The 13,825-nt window shown below is 58.8% G+C and carries 11 protein-coding genes and 1 pseudogene; 6 read left to right on the top strand and 6 right to left on the bottom strand.

Annotated features, from left to right (window positions below; all coding sequences use genetic code 11):
- Positions 1 to 58: 58 nt before the first annotated feature.
- On the bottom strand, positions 59 to 1,072 hold the full coding sequence (locus tag KO536_RS15680) for an ATP-grasp domain-containing protein (RefSeq protein ID WP_219262372.1): 1,014 nt from the start codon (positions 1,070 to 1,072) through the stop codon (positions 59 to 61).
- A 177-nt stretch (positions 1,073 to 1,249) separates the two neighbouring features.
- On the opposite strand from KO536_RS15680, the gene KO536_RS15675 reads away from it, so the two are divergent.
- The 3 genes from KO536_RS15675 (at position 1,250) to KO536_RS15665 (ending at position 4,803) form a co-directional block, all read left to right on the top strand.
- Positions 1,250 to 2,545, top strand: a complete 1,296-nt coding sequence (locus KO536_RS15675; RefSeq protein WP_219262371.1) for a carbohydrate porin — start codon at positions 1,250 to 1,252, stop codon at positions 2,543 to 2,545.
- A gap of 198 nt (positions 2,546 to 2,743) precedes the next feature.
- Positions 2,744 to 4,204, top strand: a complete 1,461-nt coding sequence (locus tag KO536_RS15670; RefSeq protein WP_219262370.1) for a glycosyltransferase family 39 protein — start codon at positions 2,744 to 2,746, stop codon at positions 4,202 to 4,204.
- 92 nt (positions 4,205 to 4,296) lie between these two features.
- Positions 4,297 to 4,803: a hypothetical protein gene (locus tag KO536_RS15665; RefSeq protein WP_133078825.1), complete on the top strand. Its 507-nt coding sequence runs from the start codon at positions 4,297 to 4,299 to the stop codon at positions 4,801 to 4,803.
- A gap of 51 nt (positions 4,804 to 4,854) precedes the next feature.
- Here KO536_RS15665 and KO536_RS15660 read toward each other — a convergent pair whose 3' ends face one another.
- On the bottom strand, positions 4,855 to 5,577 hold the full coding sequence (locus tag KO536_RS15660) for a histidine phosphatase family protein (RefSeq protein WP_219262369.1): 723 nt from the start codon (positions 5,575 to 5,577) through the stop codon (positions 4,855 to 4,857).
- A 342-nt stretch (positions 5,578 to 5,919) separates the two neighbouring features.
- On the opposite strand from KO536_RS15660, the pseudogene KO536_RS24565 reads away from it, so the two are divergent.
- From KO536_RS24565 to KO536_RS15650, 3 genes and pseudogenes are all read left to right on the top strand, one after another.
- Positions 5,920 to 6,966, top strand: a pseudogene (locus tag KO536_RS24565) (methyl-accepting chemotaxis protein); the annotation flags it as partial.
- A 39-nt stretch (positions 6,967 to 7,005) separates the two neighbouring features.
- The gene (locus tag KO536_RS24560; RefSeq protein ID WP_374105713.1) at positions 7,006 to 7,869 is read left to right on the top strand and encodes a methyl-accepting chemotaxis protein; all 864 of its coding nucleotides are present in this window, start codon (positions 7,006 to 7,008) and stop codon (positions 7,867 to 7,869) included.
- A 249-nt stretch (positions 7,870 to 8,118) separates the two neighbouring features.
- The gene (locus KO536_RS15650; RefSeq protein WP_219262367.1) at positions 8,119 to 8,562 is read left to right on the top strand and encodes a hypothetical protein; all 444 of its coding nucleotides are present in this window, start codon (positions 8,119 to 8,121) and stop codon (positions 8,560 to 8,562) included.
- Between the two features lie 133 nt (positions 8,563 to 8,695).
- On the opposite strand, the gene KO536_RS15645 is transcribed toward KO536_RS15650, so the two are convergent.
- The 4 genes from KO536_RS15645 to KO536_RS15630 form a co-directional block, all read right to left on the bottom strand.
- On the bottom strand, positions 8,696 to 10,141 hold the full coding sequence (locus KO536_RS15645) for a SulP family inorganic anion transporter (protein WP_219262366.1): 1,446 nt from the start codon (positions 10,139 to 10,141) through the stop codon (positions 8,696 to 8,698).
- A 199-nt stretch (positions 10,142 to 10,340) separates the two neighbouring features.
- Positions 10,341 to 12,008 carry a gamma-glutamyltransferase gene (gene ggt, locus KO536_RS15640; protein WP_219262365.1) on the bottom strand — a complete coding sequence of 556 codons (1,668 nt, stop codon included), beginning with the start codon at positions 12,006 to 12,008 and terminating at the stop codon, positions 10,341 to 10,343.
- A gap of 246 nt (positions 12,009 to 12,254) precedes the next feature.
- The gene (locus KO536_RS15635) at positions 12,255 to 12,506 is read right to left on the bottom strand and encodes a DUF3077 domain-containing protein (protein WP_133078819.1); all 252 of its coding nucleotides are present in this window, start codon (positions 12,504 to 12,506) and stop codon (positions 12,255 to 12,257) included.
- Positions 12,507 to 12,836: 330 nt separating this feature from the next.
- Positions 12,837 to 13,757 (bottom strand): LysR substrate-binding domain-containing protein, encoded by a 921-nt coding sequence (locus KO536_RS15630; protein ID WP_219262364.1) that lies wholly within the window; start codon positions 13,755 to 13,757, stop codon positions 12,837 to 12,839.
- Positions 13,758 to 13,825 lie beyond the last annotated feature (68 nt).

The following is a 13,825-nucleotide window of genomic DNA, read 5'->3' as shown; positions in this document are numbered from 1 at the left end:
GACGATCAGCGAGTCGATCACTTAAAACAAGCGAAAAATGGTTACCGCACAAGTCAACTCAACCCAGCAGCGAATTCCCGCGAACCGGAACCACGACGGTGATCGCCTTGACCTGAACATCTTCGCGCCAGACGCTGCCCGGAACGGGCATGCCAAGACGGCGAGCGGCAAAAATCCCGGGCAGATTCACACCTGCTTCACGGGTATAGCCAATGCCACCGGAGTAACGCAGATTGATCTCCAGCAAGTGCGGCTGGCCTGCGGCATCATCGCGGGTTTGCACATTGACGATGCCGTCGCACTTGAAGTGCCGCGCCGCCTTGATCGCCAGCCCGACCGCTGCACCCTCGCGCTCGAACGTCTGCATCAGGCCCTGTTTGCGTCGTGCGACATGGGCCACGACCTCGCCAGCTTCGCACACCATGTCCACCGAACACTCGCTGCCGGGCATGTAGGGCATGACCAGCAACGGCTTGGGGGCAGCTGATTGGCCGTAGGCCTGGGCAAATACCTGGGCGTTGACTTCATGGGCATCGGCGTTGGCAAAGCTGCGAAACGGATCCACGTCATCGGCCAGGCGCCAAAAGCCCTGACCGTAAATGCCGCGAGTCGGTTTTACACACACCTGACCGTCACGGGCGAGTTGGGCATATGCCTCTTGCAACTCGGCGCGGGTGCTCACGGTAATCGCCGGGATACACGCCAACCCTGCTGCCAGGGCCTCGCGAGTGAACGCAGACTTGTCGTCCACCCGTTCAAAGGTGTCCAGATCCAGAGCCCCGGTCACCAATTGCAGTCCGGCAGACTCGAACGCGGCCCGGTGAGCCTCATAAACCTGCCCGATACGCCCGGCCAGCACGACCTTGATCTGATGGGCCCGTGCCTGTTCGATCACCCAGTCGATGCGCTCTTGATTGTCCTGCGGCTCGCTCCAGGCGACATCCGCCAACCCGGTAATTTCAGGGCGATTTTGTCGGTGCGAGGCATAAATCCGCACGTCATCGGGCAGCGCCGCCCGGGCACCTGCAATCACGTCGCGCTGGCTGGACTGCCCTTCAAGAAACCAGATCATGAACATCCCTTGGTACGGATAAACGCGGGAGTCTAGCGCAAGGGTGTAACCGACGCCCTCAGTCATTATGGGGAGCCCGTGTAACCAAATATGAAAATTATTAACCAACTAGTTCATAATGTGCGGCATCGTGTCGCGCCCTGTTCGCCGGCACTTCATTCGAAGGAGCTTCTGTAGATGTTTTTCTCTTCCCGCGCCCTGCTGAACACCAGCTTGTGCAGCGGCTTGTCATTGCTGGCCCTGACGCCTGCCTGCGTACTGGCCGACACCACCGACAACCTGATGAACCGTTCGACCCTGACCGGCGACTGGGGCGGCGAGCGCCAGAAGTTGATGGATAAAGGCGTCAAACTGACCGGTGACTACAACTCCGAAACCTTTTCCAACCTGCATGGCGGGATCAAGCACGGCACCCGTTATTCGCAGCAAGTGCGTATCGGCGCCCAGTTCGACCTGAGCAAGCTGCTCGGCACCGCCGATGCTGGCCTGGTGCAAATCACCGTCAATGATCGTCGCGGCCACAGCGCCTCTGAAGATCTGGTAGGCAACCGCCTGCCGATCCAGGAAAACGCTGGCGGCAACTACACCCGTCTGTCTGAGTTCAGCTACCAGCGCACCCTGTTTTCCGAAGACCTGACCACCAAGCTGGGCTTCATGCCGATGGGCAATGATTTTGGCGGCATGCCGTTGCTGACCAGCTTCGTCAACGCCGGTTTTTGCGCACACCCGCTGACCCAGTCCAACGGCAGTGGCTGGACCAACTACCCGACCGGTCACTGGGGTGGCGAATTGCGCTACACCGTAAGCCCGGCACTGACCCTGCAAACCGCTGTCTTCCAGGTCAACCCCGAGTACAACAGCCGCTCCTCGGAAGCCTTCAGCATGACCACCAAAGGCACGACGGGGGCGATCATGCCGCTGGAGGCGATTTTCACCCACGACGCCTGGCTCAATGGCCAATACAAAGTGGGCTGGTACTACGACACCTCCAACACCCGCAAAATTGGCAGCACGCAAAAAGCCAACAACCGTACCGGTGCTTACGTGCTGGTCGACCAGGCCATCTGGCGTGACGAGCAAGACCCCGAAAGCGTGTTGCGCGCCTTTGGCCAGGCGGCCCGCAGCAATGCCGCGACCTCGCCGATGAGCCACTGGTACTCGGTGGGTCTGGTCAAGCAAAAGCCATTTGCCAGCCGTCCTAAAGACAGCATCGCCTTCGCCTATGGTCGCGCCGTGTTCAACTCGCGCTCACGGGATGTACAAGAAGCGGCTGCCAGCAGCCCTGAGCAAGCCGACATGATTGCCAGCCTGGACAGCGGCGAGCAGTTGCTTGAACTGAACTATGGCGCACAAGTCACGCCGTGGCTGCTGTTGCGTCCCGACCTGCAGTACATCATCGAACCCGGTGCGTTCTATGGCGCCAGCCGCAGCAATGCCCTGGTCGCGGGATTGCAGGTCAAAGCGACGTTCTGACGGCTTGGGTTTATTGTGGGAGCGGGCTTGCTCGCGATGCTATCACTGCGGTTTTGCAGTCAGACCGCGGCGATACCATCGCGAGCAAGCCCGCTCCCACAGGGATGTGTGGTTGGCCTGCCAGCTTTCACAATTTGTTAAGAACTCCCCTCCTATACTCCAGCGCAGTATTCCATTCGATGACTGCCTGGTAGCCCAATGCGCCTGACTCGCCCCGCTCTACTGTTATTACTGCTCGGTTGCGTGCTGTTCTTCTTTGCACTGGGCAATCACCAATTGCAGGGGTCGACCGAGTCCAGGGTGGCGGGTATCGCCATGCAGATGCACTTGAGCGACGACTGGGTGACACCCCACCTGCTCAACGAACCCTTCCTGGAAAAACCACCGCTCAGCCTGTGGCTGGACGCTGGCGCCCTCCGCGTGTTCGGCGCCCAGCTATTCGCCGTGCGACTGGCATCGGCCTTTGCCGGATTGTTTTGTGTGATGTTGCTGTACGTCATGCTGCGCAAACTCGCACGCCCCACGGCACTGGCCTGGACAGCAGCAGCGATGCTGGCAACGATGGGCATTTTCTGGGGTAACACCCGTCAAGTAGGCGAAGATGCGCTGCTCACTCTGGGTGTGACCATGGCCTTGCTGGCGTTTTTCTATGCCAGCCGCCAGCTGCGTTTTGCCTGGGGCCCCTGGCTGTTGTTTGCCGCCGGGATTGCCATTGCCACCCTGAGTAAAGGCGTGTTGGGCCTGGCGCTGCCGGGGATCGTGATTTTTACCTATCTGGTGTGTGAAAGCCTGATAGAGAAACGTTTCGTCCTGCGCAATTGGCTACGCCCGGGGTTGCTGACTCTGCTCGGGCTAATCCCGCTGTTCATCTGGCTGTGCGTGCTCTACCAGCGCGGCGGAATGCAGGCGGTCAGCGAACTGTTGTGGACCAACAGCGTGGGTCGCTTCAGTGGGTCGTTTGTCGAGGCCGGGCATTACGAACCGTTTTACTACTACCTGCGAAAACTGCCCGAAGCCTTTTTACCGTGGAACCTGCTGACTTATCTGGGCCTGTGGCACTTTCGCAAACAACTGCGAAGCAATCCGTTCCTGCTGTTTTTCTGCGTGTGGCTGGTGGCGCAATTTGCGCTGCTCAACTTCGCCTCCAGCAAGCGTGCGGTGTACATGATGTCGATGGCACCCGCAGCCGCCGTGATTGCCGCGCAATACGCCCAGGTGATTGTGGACTGGCTGCGCAAAAAAAGTCCGGTGTCGGCCACGGCCAGGTTCCTCAGCGACTACCACCGGCCACTGGCTGCCGCACTGCTGGCGGGCCTGGTAGCCGCCTACCTGCTGGCAGCGAACCGGGCACCCCTTGCCGATAAGGAAGAGTCATTCCAGCCTCTGGCGGCCTACGTCATGGATCTGCAAGCCCGCGGTAAACAGGTGGCGCTCCTCAGGCCCGACGAGCGCCTGGGTGCCGTGGTGTTTTACAGCCAGCAATTGCAACACACGCTCAACTCAACAGCAGAACTGCAGGCGTTTCTCAGTGCATCGCCCGACCATATCGCCCTGGTGGAAAAGCCCGAGGTACCGGGGATGAACCTGAGCATCCTGGACGAGGTCAGTGTAGGGCGGCACCACTTCTACTTTGTCAGCCAGGCCGCTCCTGCCCCATAAACTTGATCCCGGGCAACAGAACGGCATATGACGTGGCCGATCACGGTGTATTGGCTACGCTCCTTGGGCGATTCCCAGTCAAGGAGCCTGTCATGACCATTGGTATTTCCAGCAAAACCCTGAGCGACTACGACGCTCACCTGGCCTTCAACACGGCCACCGCATTTTTACGCACATCTGATCTGGCCAATTACCTGATTGATCAGCTTGAGCAGCAACATGTGAAGGTCAGCATTGAAGTCAGTACCGACCCGGCACTGGCCAATCAGGATGTGTCTAACAACGGCTCGATTGTCTGGAACCTGCACAGCAGCGAGTCCCCCAGCCCCAACCTGCCCGACGTGGCAGCCCTGCTGGGTCGCATCCCCGCGCAGCAAAAGCCCTACATCACAAGCCAGTGGTGGCTGATGCATCTGCTCGCCCTCGCCTGCCAGCAATTGAACAGTCAGCTCAACTTCAGGGATGCGGATGCGACCTGGCCGTGGCTCGATGAAAAAGTGCTCAGCGCCAGCGATATTGAACAGGTGGTGGCACGGGAACTCAGCGACCTGCCATTACCCGACGAGCAAAACTGGAACCGCCTGCTGAACCGCGCGTGACATGAAAAAGCCCGGCACATGTCCGGGCTTTGCGTGTTGCTTGAAGGGGGGTCAGAATTGCGAGGCTTCAAACCCGTGGCGGCTGCTAGCGGTCATTACCGGTACTATGCTCGCCCAGTCCTTGGGCTCGATATAGCCCAGCATCTGCGGCTCACCGTGGGCGTCACTGGCCCGGATGAACAAGGTGGAGCCGTAGCCAAACGTGGTGTTCGTTGACAGGTGCATGTCCAAAAGCAGTTGGTCCATGCATTCGCTGTGGCTCACCAGAATCAGGTTCTGGCCCGCTACTTTGTGCTTGAGGGCATCACGCAACATGGTGCCCCGGCAGTTGAACAGCCAGTCCTGTGCCTCAACCGGGTGCACAAACATGGCGCTGGCAGTTTGCCGCGCACGGGTCAACAGGCTGCTGTAAATGTCAGCGTTCTTGAGCCCCAACTGATTGAAGTCTGCGCCAAGCGCCTGAACCGCAGCTTCACCGCGCACCGTCACACCGTCTGCCGGGCCCAGGCACTGCGCCGAGGAACGGTCGCAACGCTCGCCATGACGGACCACCGCAATCACATCACCCTTGGCCCAGCTATCGGTCAGCAACACCACATGATCGGCATGGCTAGGCTGTGCCAGATCAGGCGGGGCCGCAGGTGCCAGCAGCGTCAGCGTCAACGCAATAGCCATCACGCTCGCGACGATCACCACCAGCGCATTTTTATAACGGACCAGGCCACGGCGTAGCAGCGTACGGTTAATCCCGGTCAGATCAAGGCTCAACGTCACGGTACTTATACCCTCTGCGGCAGTCAGTGAAAGACACCGGCCTACCCTATCGCTCGAATATGACAACGGGTCGCATCGCGGCCCTGCTGTAAGAAATAGACTTGCACAATTCAGGCATCTATTAGCTGAACAGTAGGTTAAAAAAATGGAGGTCAGAGGCAGGTGAAACGAATGTGAAAAAAAGCGTAAAAGCGAAGATCAGGCACACGCTTCAAATGGATATGAGGTTATGTGAACTGGTGCAAAACAAAACGTTTCAGCTCTGACGAATGCAGCCGATACCTCTCCAACACAACACTCGGCTGGGTCAAAAAAAATAATTCCCTCCAGCGAACTTAGATCATGCGTGCAGCGTTCCTGGAGAACCTTATGAATAGATGGCTGAGCGATATCAGCGTCAACCTGAAACTGTCCCTGGGCTTTGGCCTGGTACTGGCCCTTACCTGCGTGATGGCCGTCTGTAACTGGATCAGCCTCGACAAGATGATTGATCGCAGTAACTGGATGAGCGACATCACGCGGCTCAACACGGCGTTTACCAACCTGCGGGTGGCACGCTTGCAGTACATGCTCACCGATGGCGACGAAACCGCCGCGCAGAATGTACAAGCCAGCATTGATGCGTTCTCGGCCCAGCAAAAAGAGCTGATCAGCACCTTCCTGAGCCCGGAAAACCTCAAGCTGCTCAAAGAGCAACAAGAGATCATCGGCCGCTACGAGCGTGCGCTGGTCACGATGCGCAAGGCTTACGTTGAGTCCGCCGTGTCGCGGGCCAACATGGACCGCAATGCCGTACTGGCACAGGACGCCATCGCAACCCTGATCAAGCGCGCCCTGCAAATACCCGTCGGCGATGAAAGCCGTTTTGCCATGTTCCAGAACGTGTCCGAAGTACGTGAGCAGTTCCTGCTCTCGCGTTACCAGGTTCGGGCCTACATTGCTGCACCCAACCCCACGACCGAAAAGGCCGCACGCCAGCAACTGGACACCGCCATCGCAAGCCTGGAACGCCTGAGCTCGCACTTTGGCGAAAATGCCGGCGACACCCTGCGCACCCTGGGCAAAACCATGGAGCAGTACCAGCAAGCGCTGGAGCTGTATGCCAGCACCGACAACACCATCATCGCCATGCGCAAAGACATGACCGAATACGGCGCCAGCGTCCTTGGCCTCAGCGATGAGCTGTACAAGATTCAGCTGGAACGTCGCGACATCGAAAGCGCCACGGCCAACAGCATGCAATTGATCACCACCTTGCTGGTCTTGCTGTTTGGCATCACGGCCGCCGTGATCATCACGCGCCAGATCACTGTGCCTCTGCGTGAAACCCTGGCCGTGGTAGACCGCATTGCCGGTGGCGATCTGAGCCACAACCTGCGCGTGACCCGCCGCGATGAGCTGGGCGTACTGCAACAAGGCATTGCACGCATGGGCACCACCCTGCGCGAGTTGATCAGCGGTATCCGCGACGGCGTCAGCCAGATCGCCAGCGCGGCCGAAGAGCTGTCTGCCGTGACCGAACAAACCAGCGCCGGGGTCAACAGCCAGAAGATCGAGACCGATCAGGTGGCCACCGCCATGCATGAAATGACCGCCACTGTGCAAGAAGTGGCGCGCAATGCCGAGCAAGCCTCCCAAGCGGCCGCAGCCGCCGACAACGAAGCTCGCGAAGGTGACACTGTGGTCAATCAGGCGATTGACCAGATCGAGCGCCTGGCCGTGGAAGTGGGTCGCTCGACCGAAGCCATGGCTGTACTGCAACAGGAAAGCGACAAGATCGGCAGCGTGATGGACGTGATCAAGGCCGTGGCCGAGCAGACCAATCTGCTGGCCCTCAACGCCGCCATCGAGGCTGCCCGCGCCGGTGATGCGGGTCGCGGTTTTGCCGTGGTTGCCGACGAAGTAAGGGGCCTGGCCCAGCGCACGCAAAAATCCACCGAAGAAATTCAAACCCTGGTGGCGGCCCTGCAAAGTGGCACGCAGCACGTGGCCACCGTCATGCACAACAGCCGCACCCTGACCGACAGCAGCGTGACCCTGACCCGTCAGGCGGGCACCTCACTGCAAGGCATCACCCGTACGGTGTCGAATATCCAGTCGATGAACCAGCAGATTGCCGCTGCTGCCGAACAGCAGAGCGCGGTCGCCGAAGAAATCAGCCGCAGCATCGTCAACGTGCGCGACGTCTCCGAGCAAACCGCAGCGGCCAGCGATGAGACGGCCAAGTCCAGCGTTGAACTGGCGCGTCTGGGCAATCAGTTACAAGAGATGGTCAGCCACTTCAAGGTGTAATGACCCACTCGTGACACCGGAGGGGCCGCTTCAGCGGCCCCTTTTAAAGAACGGCGCCCGCCATCAACAGTGACTTGCCGGGAGACGTTACTCATCGTCCCCGGACATAGGTTCACGACAAAGTGCCGCACTACTTACGGCTATAAACAACTAAGAAAAACCTTACCGACAAATGTAAACGTGCGCATAGTCGAACAATGAACGCCTCACCTAAAGTCTCGGGCCGAACTAATAACAGGCCCCAGACTCATGTCAATTCAAAAAAAATCCGCACTTAAAGTTACTCTTGCCATTGCAACGTTGTTTGCGGTGTCCTCTTCGTTCGCTCAAGACTACACAGCCAGCTGCTCGACTGCCGGGTTCACCGGCACCGCCTATATAAATGCAGAAAGGGAAGGTCCGCTGGTCTACGTCACCAATACCGCCTATCAAATCAAAGCGCCTGCAGGGCTTCAGAACACTCATGCCGCCAAGCTCAGCGTTTATGAAGTTGACGGCTATTTTAATAAACCAACACCGTGGAGAAGTTACAGCAAAAACCTCAGGCAAGATAACCTGAAGCACGCGATGAAAATGCGAACCTACCTGTGGACACCTAGTTCAGTGACTCAATACGTAAAGTTTGAATTTGATCGATCACAAAACAGCAAACCCACTTGCACTGCCAGCGTAAAAATCTTACTACCTGGCTAACAAAACCTTTTAATAGCCGCGAACTTGGTTCACGGCTATTAAACACACGCGCTTATATACACCGGCAACCTTCATTGCCAGAAACCCACTTCACAAGCGCACGGTACGCATCAACGTGTCGTACGCATTTCGCTCATTCGTGCTGCACACGCGCCCGCTTGAGCAGTTTTTTGCTGCGCTCGGACAGGTGCAGCACCCGCAGATGCTTGCCCGCCTTGCGATAGCGCTCGCGCAAGGTGTCCAGTGCCGCGATGGCCGAGTAATCCATGAAGTTCAGGTGGCGACAATCCAGCGTCACCTGAGCCGGATCGTTGGCCGGGTCGAACTGCTTGAGAAAGGCCGTGGTCGAGGCAAAAAACAACGTGCCATGAACACGGTAAAGCTTGCTGCCGTCGCTTTGCAGATCCGCGTCGGCGTACAGCTGACGCGCCTGCTGCCAGGCAAAATTGAGCGCGGCGATAATCACCCCGCACAGCACCGCCACCGCCAGGTCGGTAAACACGGTAATCACCGTCACGGCGATGATCACCAGCACATCGTTGAGCGGCACCTTGTTCAGCACCCGCAACGAGGCCCAGGCAAAGGTCTGCTGCGAGACCACAAACATCACGCCCACCAGCGCCGCCAACGGGATACGCTCGATAAACGGCGACAGGAACAACACAAACAGCAAAATCATCAGTCCGGCAGTCACACCCGACAACCGACCACGGCCGCCGGAGCTGAGGTTGACCACGGTTTGGCCGATCATGGCGCAACCGCCCATGCCACCAAACGCACCCGACACCATGTTTGCCGCGCCCAACGCCACGCACTCGCGGTCCGGGTAGCCACGGCTCTCGGTGATTTCGTCGGTCAGGTTGAGGGTCAGCAGGGTTTCCAGCAAACCCACCACCGCCATCACGATTGCGTAGGGCGCGATGATGATCAGGGTCTCAAGCGTCCAGGGAATCTGCGGCAGGCTGAAGCTCGGCAAACCGCCAGCAATGTGCGCCATATCGCCCAGGGTGCGGGTCGGCAAGCCCAGAAAATAGACCGCCAGGCCCACACCCAGAATGGCCACCAGGGCAGGCGGCGCGGCGCGGGTCAGGCGTGGCAGCAGATAGACAATGGCCATGGTCGCGGCCACCAGTCCGATCATCATGTACAGCGCCATGCCACTGAGCCAGGTGCCGCCGTCCTTGAAGTGATCCAGTTGCGCCAGGGCAATCACGATCGCCAGGCCGTTGACGAAGCCCAGCATCACCGGATGGGGCACCATGCGCACCAGCTTGCCGAGCTTGAACAAACCGAACGCCAGCATGATCAGCCCGCTCAACAGCACTGTGGCCAACAGATACTGCACGCCGTGTTGCACCACCAGCGCGACGATCACCACCGCCATCGACCCGGCCGCACCGGACACCATGCCAGGTCGCCCGCCAAACAGCGCGGTGAGGGTGCAGATGATAAACGCGCCATACAAGCCCATCAGCGGGTTGAGGTGGGCAACCAGCGCGAACGCGATGCACTCGGGCAACAAGGCGAAGGACGTCGTGAGCCCGGCCAGGACATCAGCGCGCAGACGTGAGAGTTTCATGGCTTACCTAAAAGTCGGGACGGGAAAAACGGAAGGGATAATAAGTAAAGGATGGTAACAAATTGCAGGGGCTAAAAAGAAATTGTGGGAGCGGGCTTGCTCGCGATGGCCACACCTCGGTGAACCTGAATGACCGAGGTGTCTGCATCGCGAGCAAGCCCGCTCCCACAAGTGTGATGCGTGTATGTGCGTTGCGGGTTTACTTCACAACCATGCCCACACCACGACCACGCGGGTCGGAAGCGGTTTCAAGCTGGGTGCCGTTAACCCGGATCGCCTGGATATCGCCCATGTTCCAGCCCTGATCCTCCAGGGTGTAACCCATTGCCTTGAGCTCGTCAGCCACCTTGCCGGTGAGCGGTGCATAGGCGTCGAAGTAAATCGTGTCTTTGGGCAGCAACTGGTGATGCACGCGCTGTGCAGCCACGGCTTTCTCCAGTGGCAAGTCGTAGTCGTAAATGTTGTTCAGCACCTGGAAAATCGAGGTGAAGATCCGCGAACCACCCGGTGTGCCGAGTACCAGCGTGACTTCTCCATCGCGTGTCACCAGGCTTGGGCTCATGGAAGACAACATGCGCTTGCCCGGCTCGATGGCATTGGCATTGCCGCCCACCACACCAAAGGCGTTGGCCACGCCCGGCTTGGAGCTGAAGTCATCCATTTCGTCGTTCAGCAAAAAGCCCGCGCCTTTGACCACAACGCCGCTGCCGTAGTCCCAGTTCAGGGTGTAGGTATTGCTGACCGCATTACCCTGCTTGTCGACGATGGAGAAGTGCGTGGTCTGGTGCGGTTCAAGGCCCGGCTTGACCTTGGCAGTCTCGGAAATAGCCTTCGGATTGACTTCTTTCGCACGCTTGGCGATGTAGGCCGGGTCGGTCAGTTCAGCCACCGGCATCTTGCCGAATGCCGGATCGCCGAGGTAGTCGGCACGGTCGGCAAACACGCGTTTTTCGATCTCGGCCAGCAGGTGGATATACGGCGCAGAGTTCAGCTCAACGCCTTTGAAGTCCGCTGCACGGTCTTCTTTGATGCCGATCAGTTGGGCCAGCGCGATACCGCCCGAGCTTGGCAGCGGCGCGGTGTACAGGGTGTTGCCGCGGAAATCGACGCGCATCGGTTCACGCCAGTTGACCTTGTATTCGTTCAGGTCTTCCTTGGTGATCAGGCCTTTGTCCTTCTGCATTTGCGCGACCAGCAGGTCAGCGGTCTTGCCATGATAGAACTCTTTGGCGCCCTGATCGGCGATGCGTTCCAGGGTCTCGGCCAGCTCAGGCTGCTTGAAGGTTTCGCCGGGCTTCATGCTGCCAAAGTAATCACCGAAGTTGGTGGTGCCCTTGAACAGCGCCAGCGCATCTTCGCGGTACTGGTATTGCTGGTCGGCCACCTTGAAACCGTTTTTCGCGTAACCCACGGCCGGAGTCAGCAGTTCGGCCCACGGCAATTTACCGAAGCGCTGGTGCGCTTCCCACAAGCCCATCACCGTACCCGGCACGCCAGCGGCACGGGAACCGACCAGGCTCAGGTTCTCGATGATCTCGCCTTTGTCGTTGAGGTACATGTCGCGGGTGGCGGCTTTGGGCGCCGTCTCGCGATAGTCGAGGAAATAGGGTTTGCCATCGATGTACATCGTCATGAAACCGCCGCCGCCGATGTTACCGGCTTCGGGGTACGTCACGGCCAGGGTGAAGGCGGTTGCCACGGCAGCGTCGACCGCATTGCCGCCTTTTTTGAGAATCTGCGCGGCCACTTCGGCACCGTACTGGTCCGGTGCAGCGACAGCCCCGCCCTCCAGGGTAACGGCATAAGCCGAGGAACTGGCAGCGATGGCGGCCGTCAAGGCCAGGGTTTTGAACCACACAATGCGCATTCGGTACTTCCTTTTATTGTTATCAACTGTGGCCAAACCTTGTCTGATTTGGGCAACATTTTCAAACAACAAAAAACAAAATTGCGGGTTGTGTGACCTCTGTAGCCGCTGAGGAGCGTAGCGAGGCTGCGTACGGTTGCGCAGCAATCATTGGCAAACACCAGGGCCTGATTTTGCGACCACTGCGTCGCAGTACCGCATCACGCCGATCGCAGCCTTCGTTCCTCGTCAGCGACTACAGGGGTGTCAGGTTTCGGTGATCAGTGCATCCACCAGACCACGGGCCAGTTCGACGCCGTGAATCACGCACCACAACTGCTCGGCCTCAAAACCACTGAGGTGGGAGCGGATGTCGTCGGCGGTCAGTTCTGCGCCTTTGAGCAGCAACGAGGCATGTTTGAGCGCTTCCTGAACAGGTACGCCGGGGTTGATGGCAAACAGCGAAGTGCCCTGGTGGGCGCAGGTGAACAGCGGAGGGTCGGGAACAATTTTTTTCATGGAGGGATTCCAATGCAGTCTGAAAAAAGCTGCCTCTGTCCCGCTGTCAATCGGTAAGGGTGGCAGCTGCATGCGGGTTGACAGACCGAGGAAATCCCAAAAACTCGGCGCACTTGAACGTGCCCCGCACACAGCCGCCATAACATTGAGAAACATGTAAAGCGCTGAAATTATATTTGGGCGGTCTGTCAAAACCGGTCACTGAAATCAGCGACCCGGCGAGACTATCCACCCATGTGCAACGCCACAAGACGGTCAGGATTCTCTAGGAATCGTCCCTCAATATAAAGCGACGCAGTAGGTGCAGACGTTGCTTTATGTGTAGGAACTTCACTCAAGCCCTGTGGGCTTGTCGCAGATCGCGTAGCTGGCGAGCTTGGCCTGGATAAAGTCCAGAAAGCACTGAATGCGCAGCGCCAGTTGTGAGTTGCGGTAGTACACGGCGTTGATCGGTTGGCGGTAGCCGCTGTTGAACTCGCCCAGCACGACGTGCAAGCGCCCGTGGGTAATGTCTTCATGGGTCATGAAGTGCGACAGGCACGCAATGCCCTGCCCTTGCAGCGCCAGATGGCGCACGGTTTCGCCGCTCGAGGCGCTGATGGCCGGCTGGATGGGCCAGCGATCACCCTGTGCATAACGTAGCGGCCACTGATTGAGGCCATCGTTTTGGGTAAAGCCGATCAGGGTGTGGTTGGCCAGGTCTGCCACGCGGGTAGGGACGCCGTAACGGGCAAGGTAGTCGGGGCTGGCCAGGATGTTCAGCGGGCTGCACCCCAGGGAACGGGCGTGCAAGGTGGAGTCGGCCAGGGTGCCGATACGAATGGCGATGTCGGTGCTTTGCTCCAGCAAGTCGATGATCAGGTCGTTGCTGTTGAGTTCGAGCTGGATTTCGGGGTACAGCGCACGGAATTCGGGGATAAACGGCACGATGGCGTGCAGCACAAAAGGCGCGGCTGCATTGATGCGCAACCGTCCCGAGGGCGTGCGCTGGTGCGAGATGAGGCGCTCTTCCAGCTCGTCCATCTGTTCAAGGATCAGCTTGGCCCGCTCGAAGAAAAACTTGCCCTCCTCGGTCAGGTCCATGCGCCGCGTGGTGCGGTTGATCAGCGTGGTGCCGAGCTTGGCTTCCAGCCTTGAAAGCGTGCGGCTGACGGCGGACGGCGTTTGCCCGGCTTGCTCGGCAGCGGCAGAAATCGAGCCGCACTCGATGACCGAGACAAAAATTTGCAGCTCATCAGATCTGGCTTTCACGCGGGCGACCTTATCTACGTGTGGGAGCGGGCTTGCTCGCGATGGTATCACCGCGGTTGGTCTGAACA

This window comes from Pseudomonas sp. NKUCC02_KPG, assembly GCF_019345465.1.
In the GTDB taxonomy this organism is placed as follows: domain Bacteria; phylum Pseudomonadota; class Gammaproteobacteria; order Pseudomonadales; family Pseudomonadaceae; genus Aquipseudomonas.
The sequence above is the reverse complement of the archived record's forward strand: the minus strand, read 5'-3'. Positions and strand labels throughout refer to the sequence as shown.

Bases quoted from the DNA above. Each gene is read 5' to 3' on its own strand.
- KO536_RS15680 (WP_219262372.1), bottom strand. From the start codon at position 1,072: ATGATCTGGTTTCTTGAAGGGCAGTCCAGCCAGCGCGACGTGATTGCA.
- KO536_RS15675 (WP_219262371.1), top strand. From the start codon at position 1,250: ATGTTTTTCTCTTCCCGCGCCCTGCTGAACACCAGCTTGTGCAGCGGC.
- KO536_RS15670 (WP_219262370.1), top strand. From the start codon at position 2,744: ATGCGCCTGACTCGCCCCGCTCTACTGTTATTACTGCTCGGTTGCGTG.
- KO536_RS15665 (WP_133078825.1), top strand. From the start codon at position 4,297: ATGACCATTGGTATTTCCAGCAAAACCCTGAGCGACTACGACGCTCAC.
- KO536_RS24560 (WP_374105713.1), top strand. From the start codon at position 7,006: ATGGGCACCACCCTGCGCGAGTTGATCAGCGGTATCCGCGACGGCGTC.
- KO536_RS15650 (WP_219262367.1), top strand. From the start codon at position 8,119: ATGTCAATTCAAAAAAAATCCGCACTTAAAGTTACTCTTGCCATTGCA.
- KO536_RS15645 (WP_219262366.1), bottom strand. From the start codon at position 10,141: ATGAAACTCTCACGTCTGCGCGCTGATGTCCTGGCCGGGCTCACGACG.
- ggt (WP_219262365.1), bottom strand. From the start codon at position 12,008: ATGCGCATTGTGTGGTTCAAAACCCTGGCCTTGACGGCCGCCATCGCT.
- KO536_RS15635 (WP_133078819.1), bottom strand. From the start codon at position 12,506: ATGAAAAAAATTGTTCCCGACCCTCCGCTGTTCACCTGCGCCCACCAG.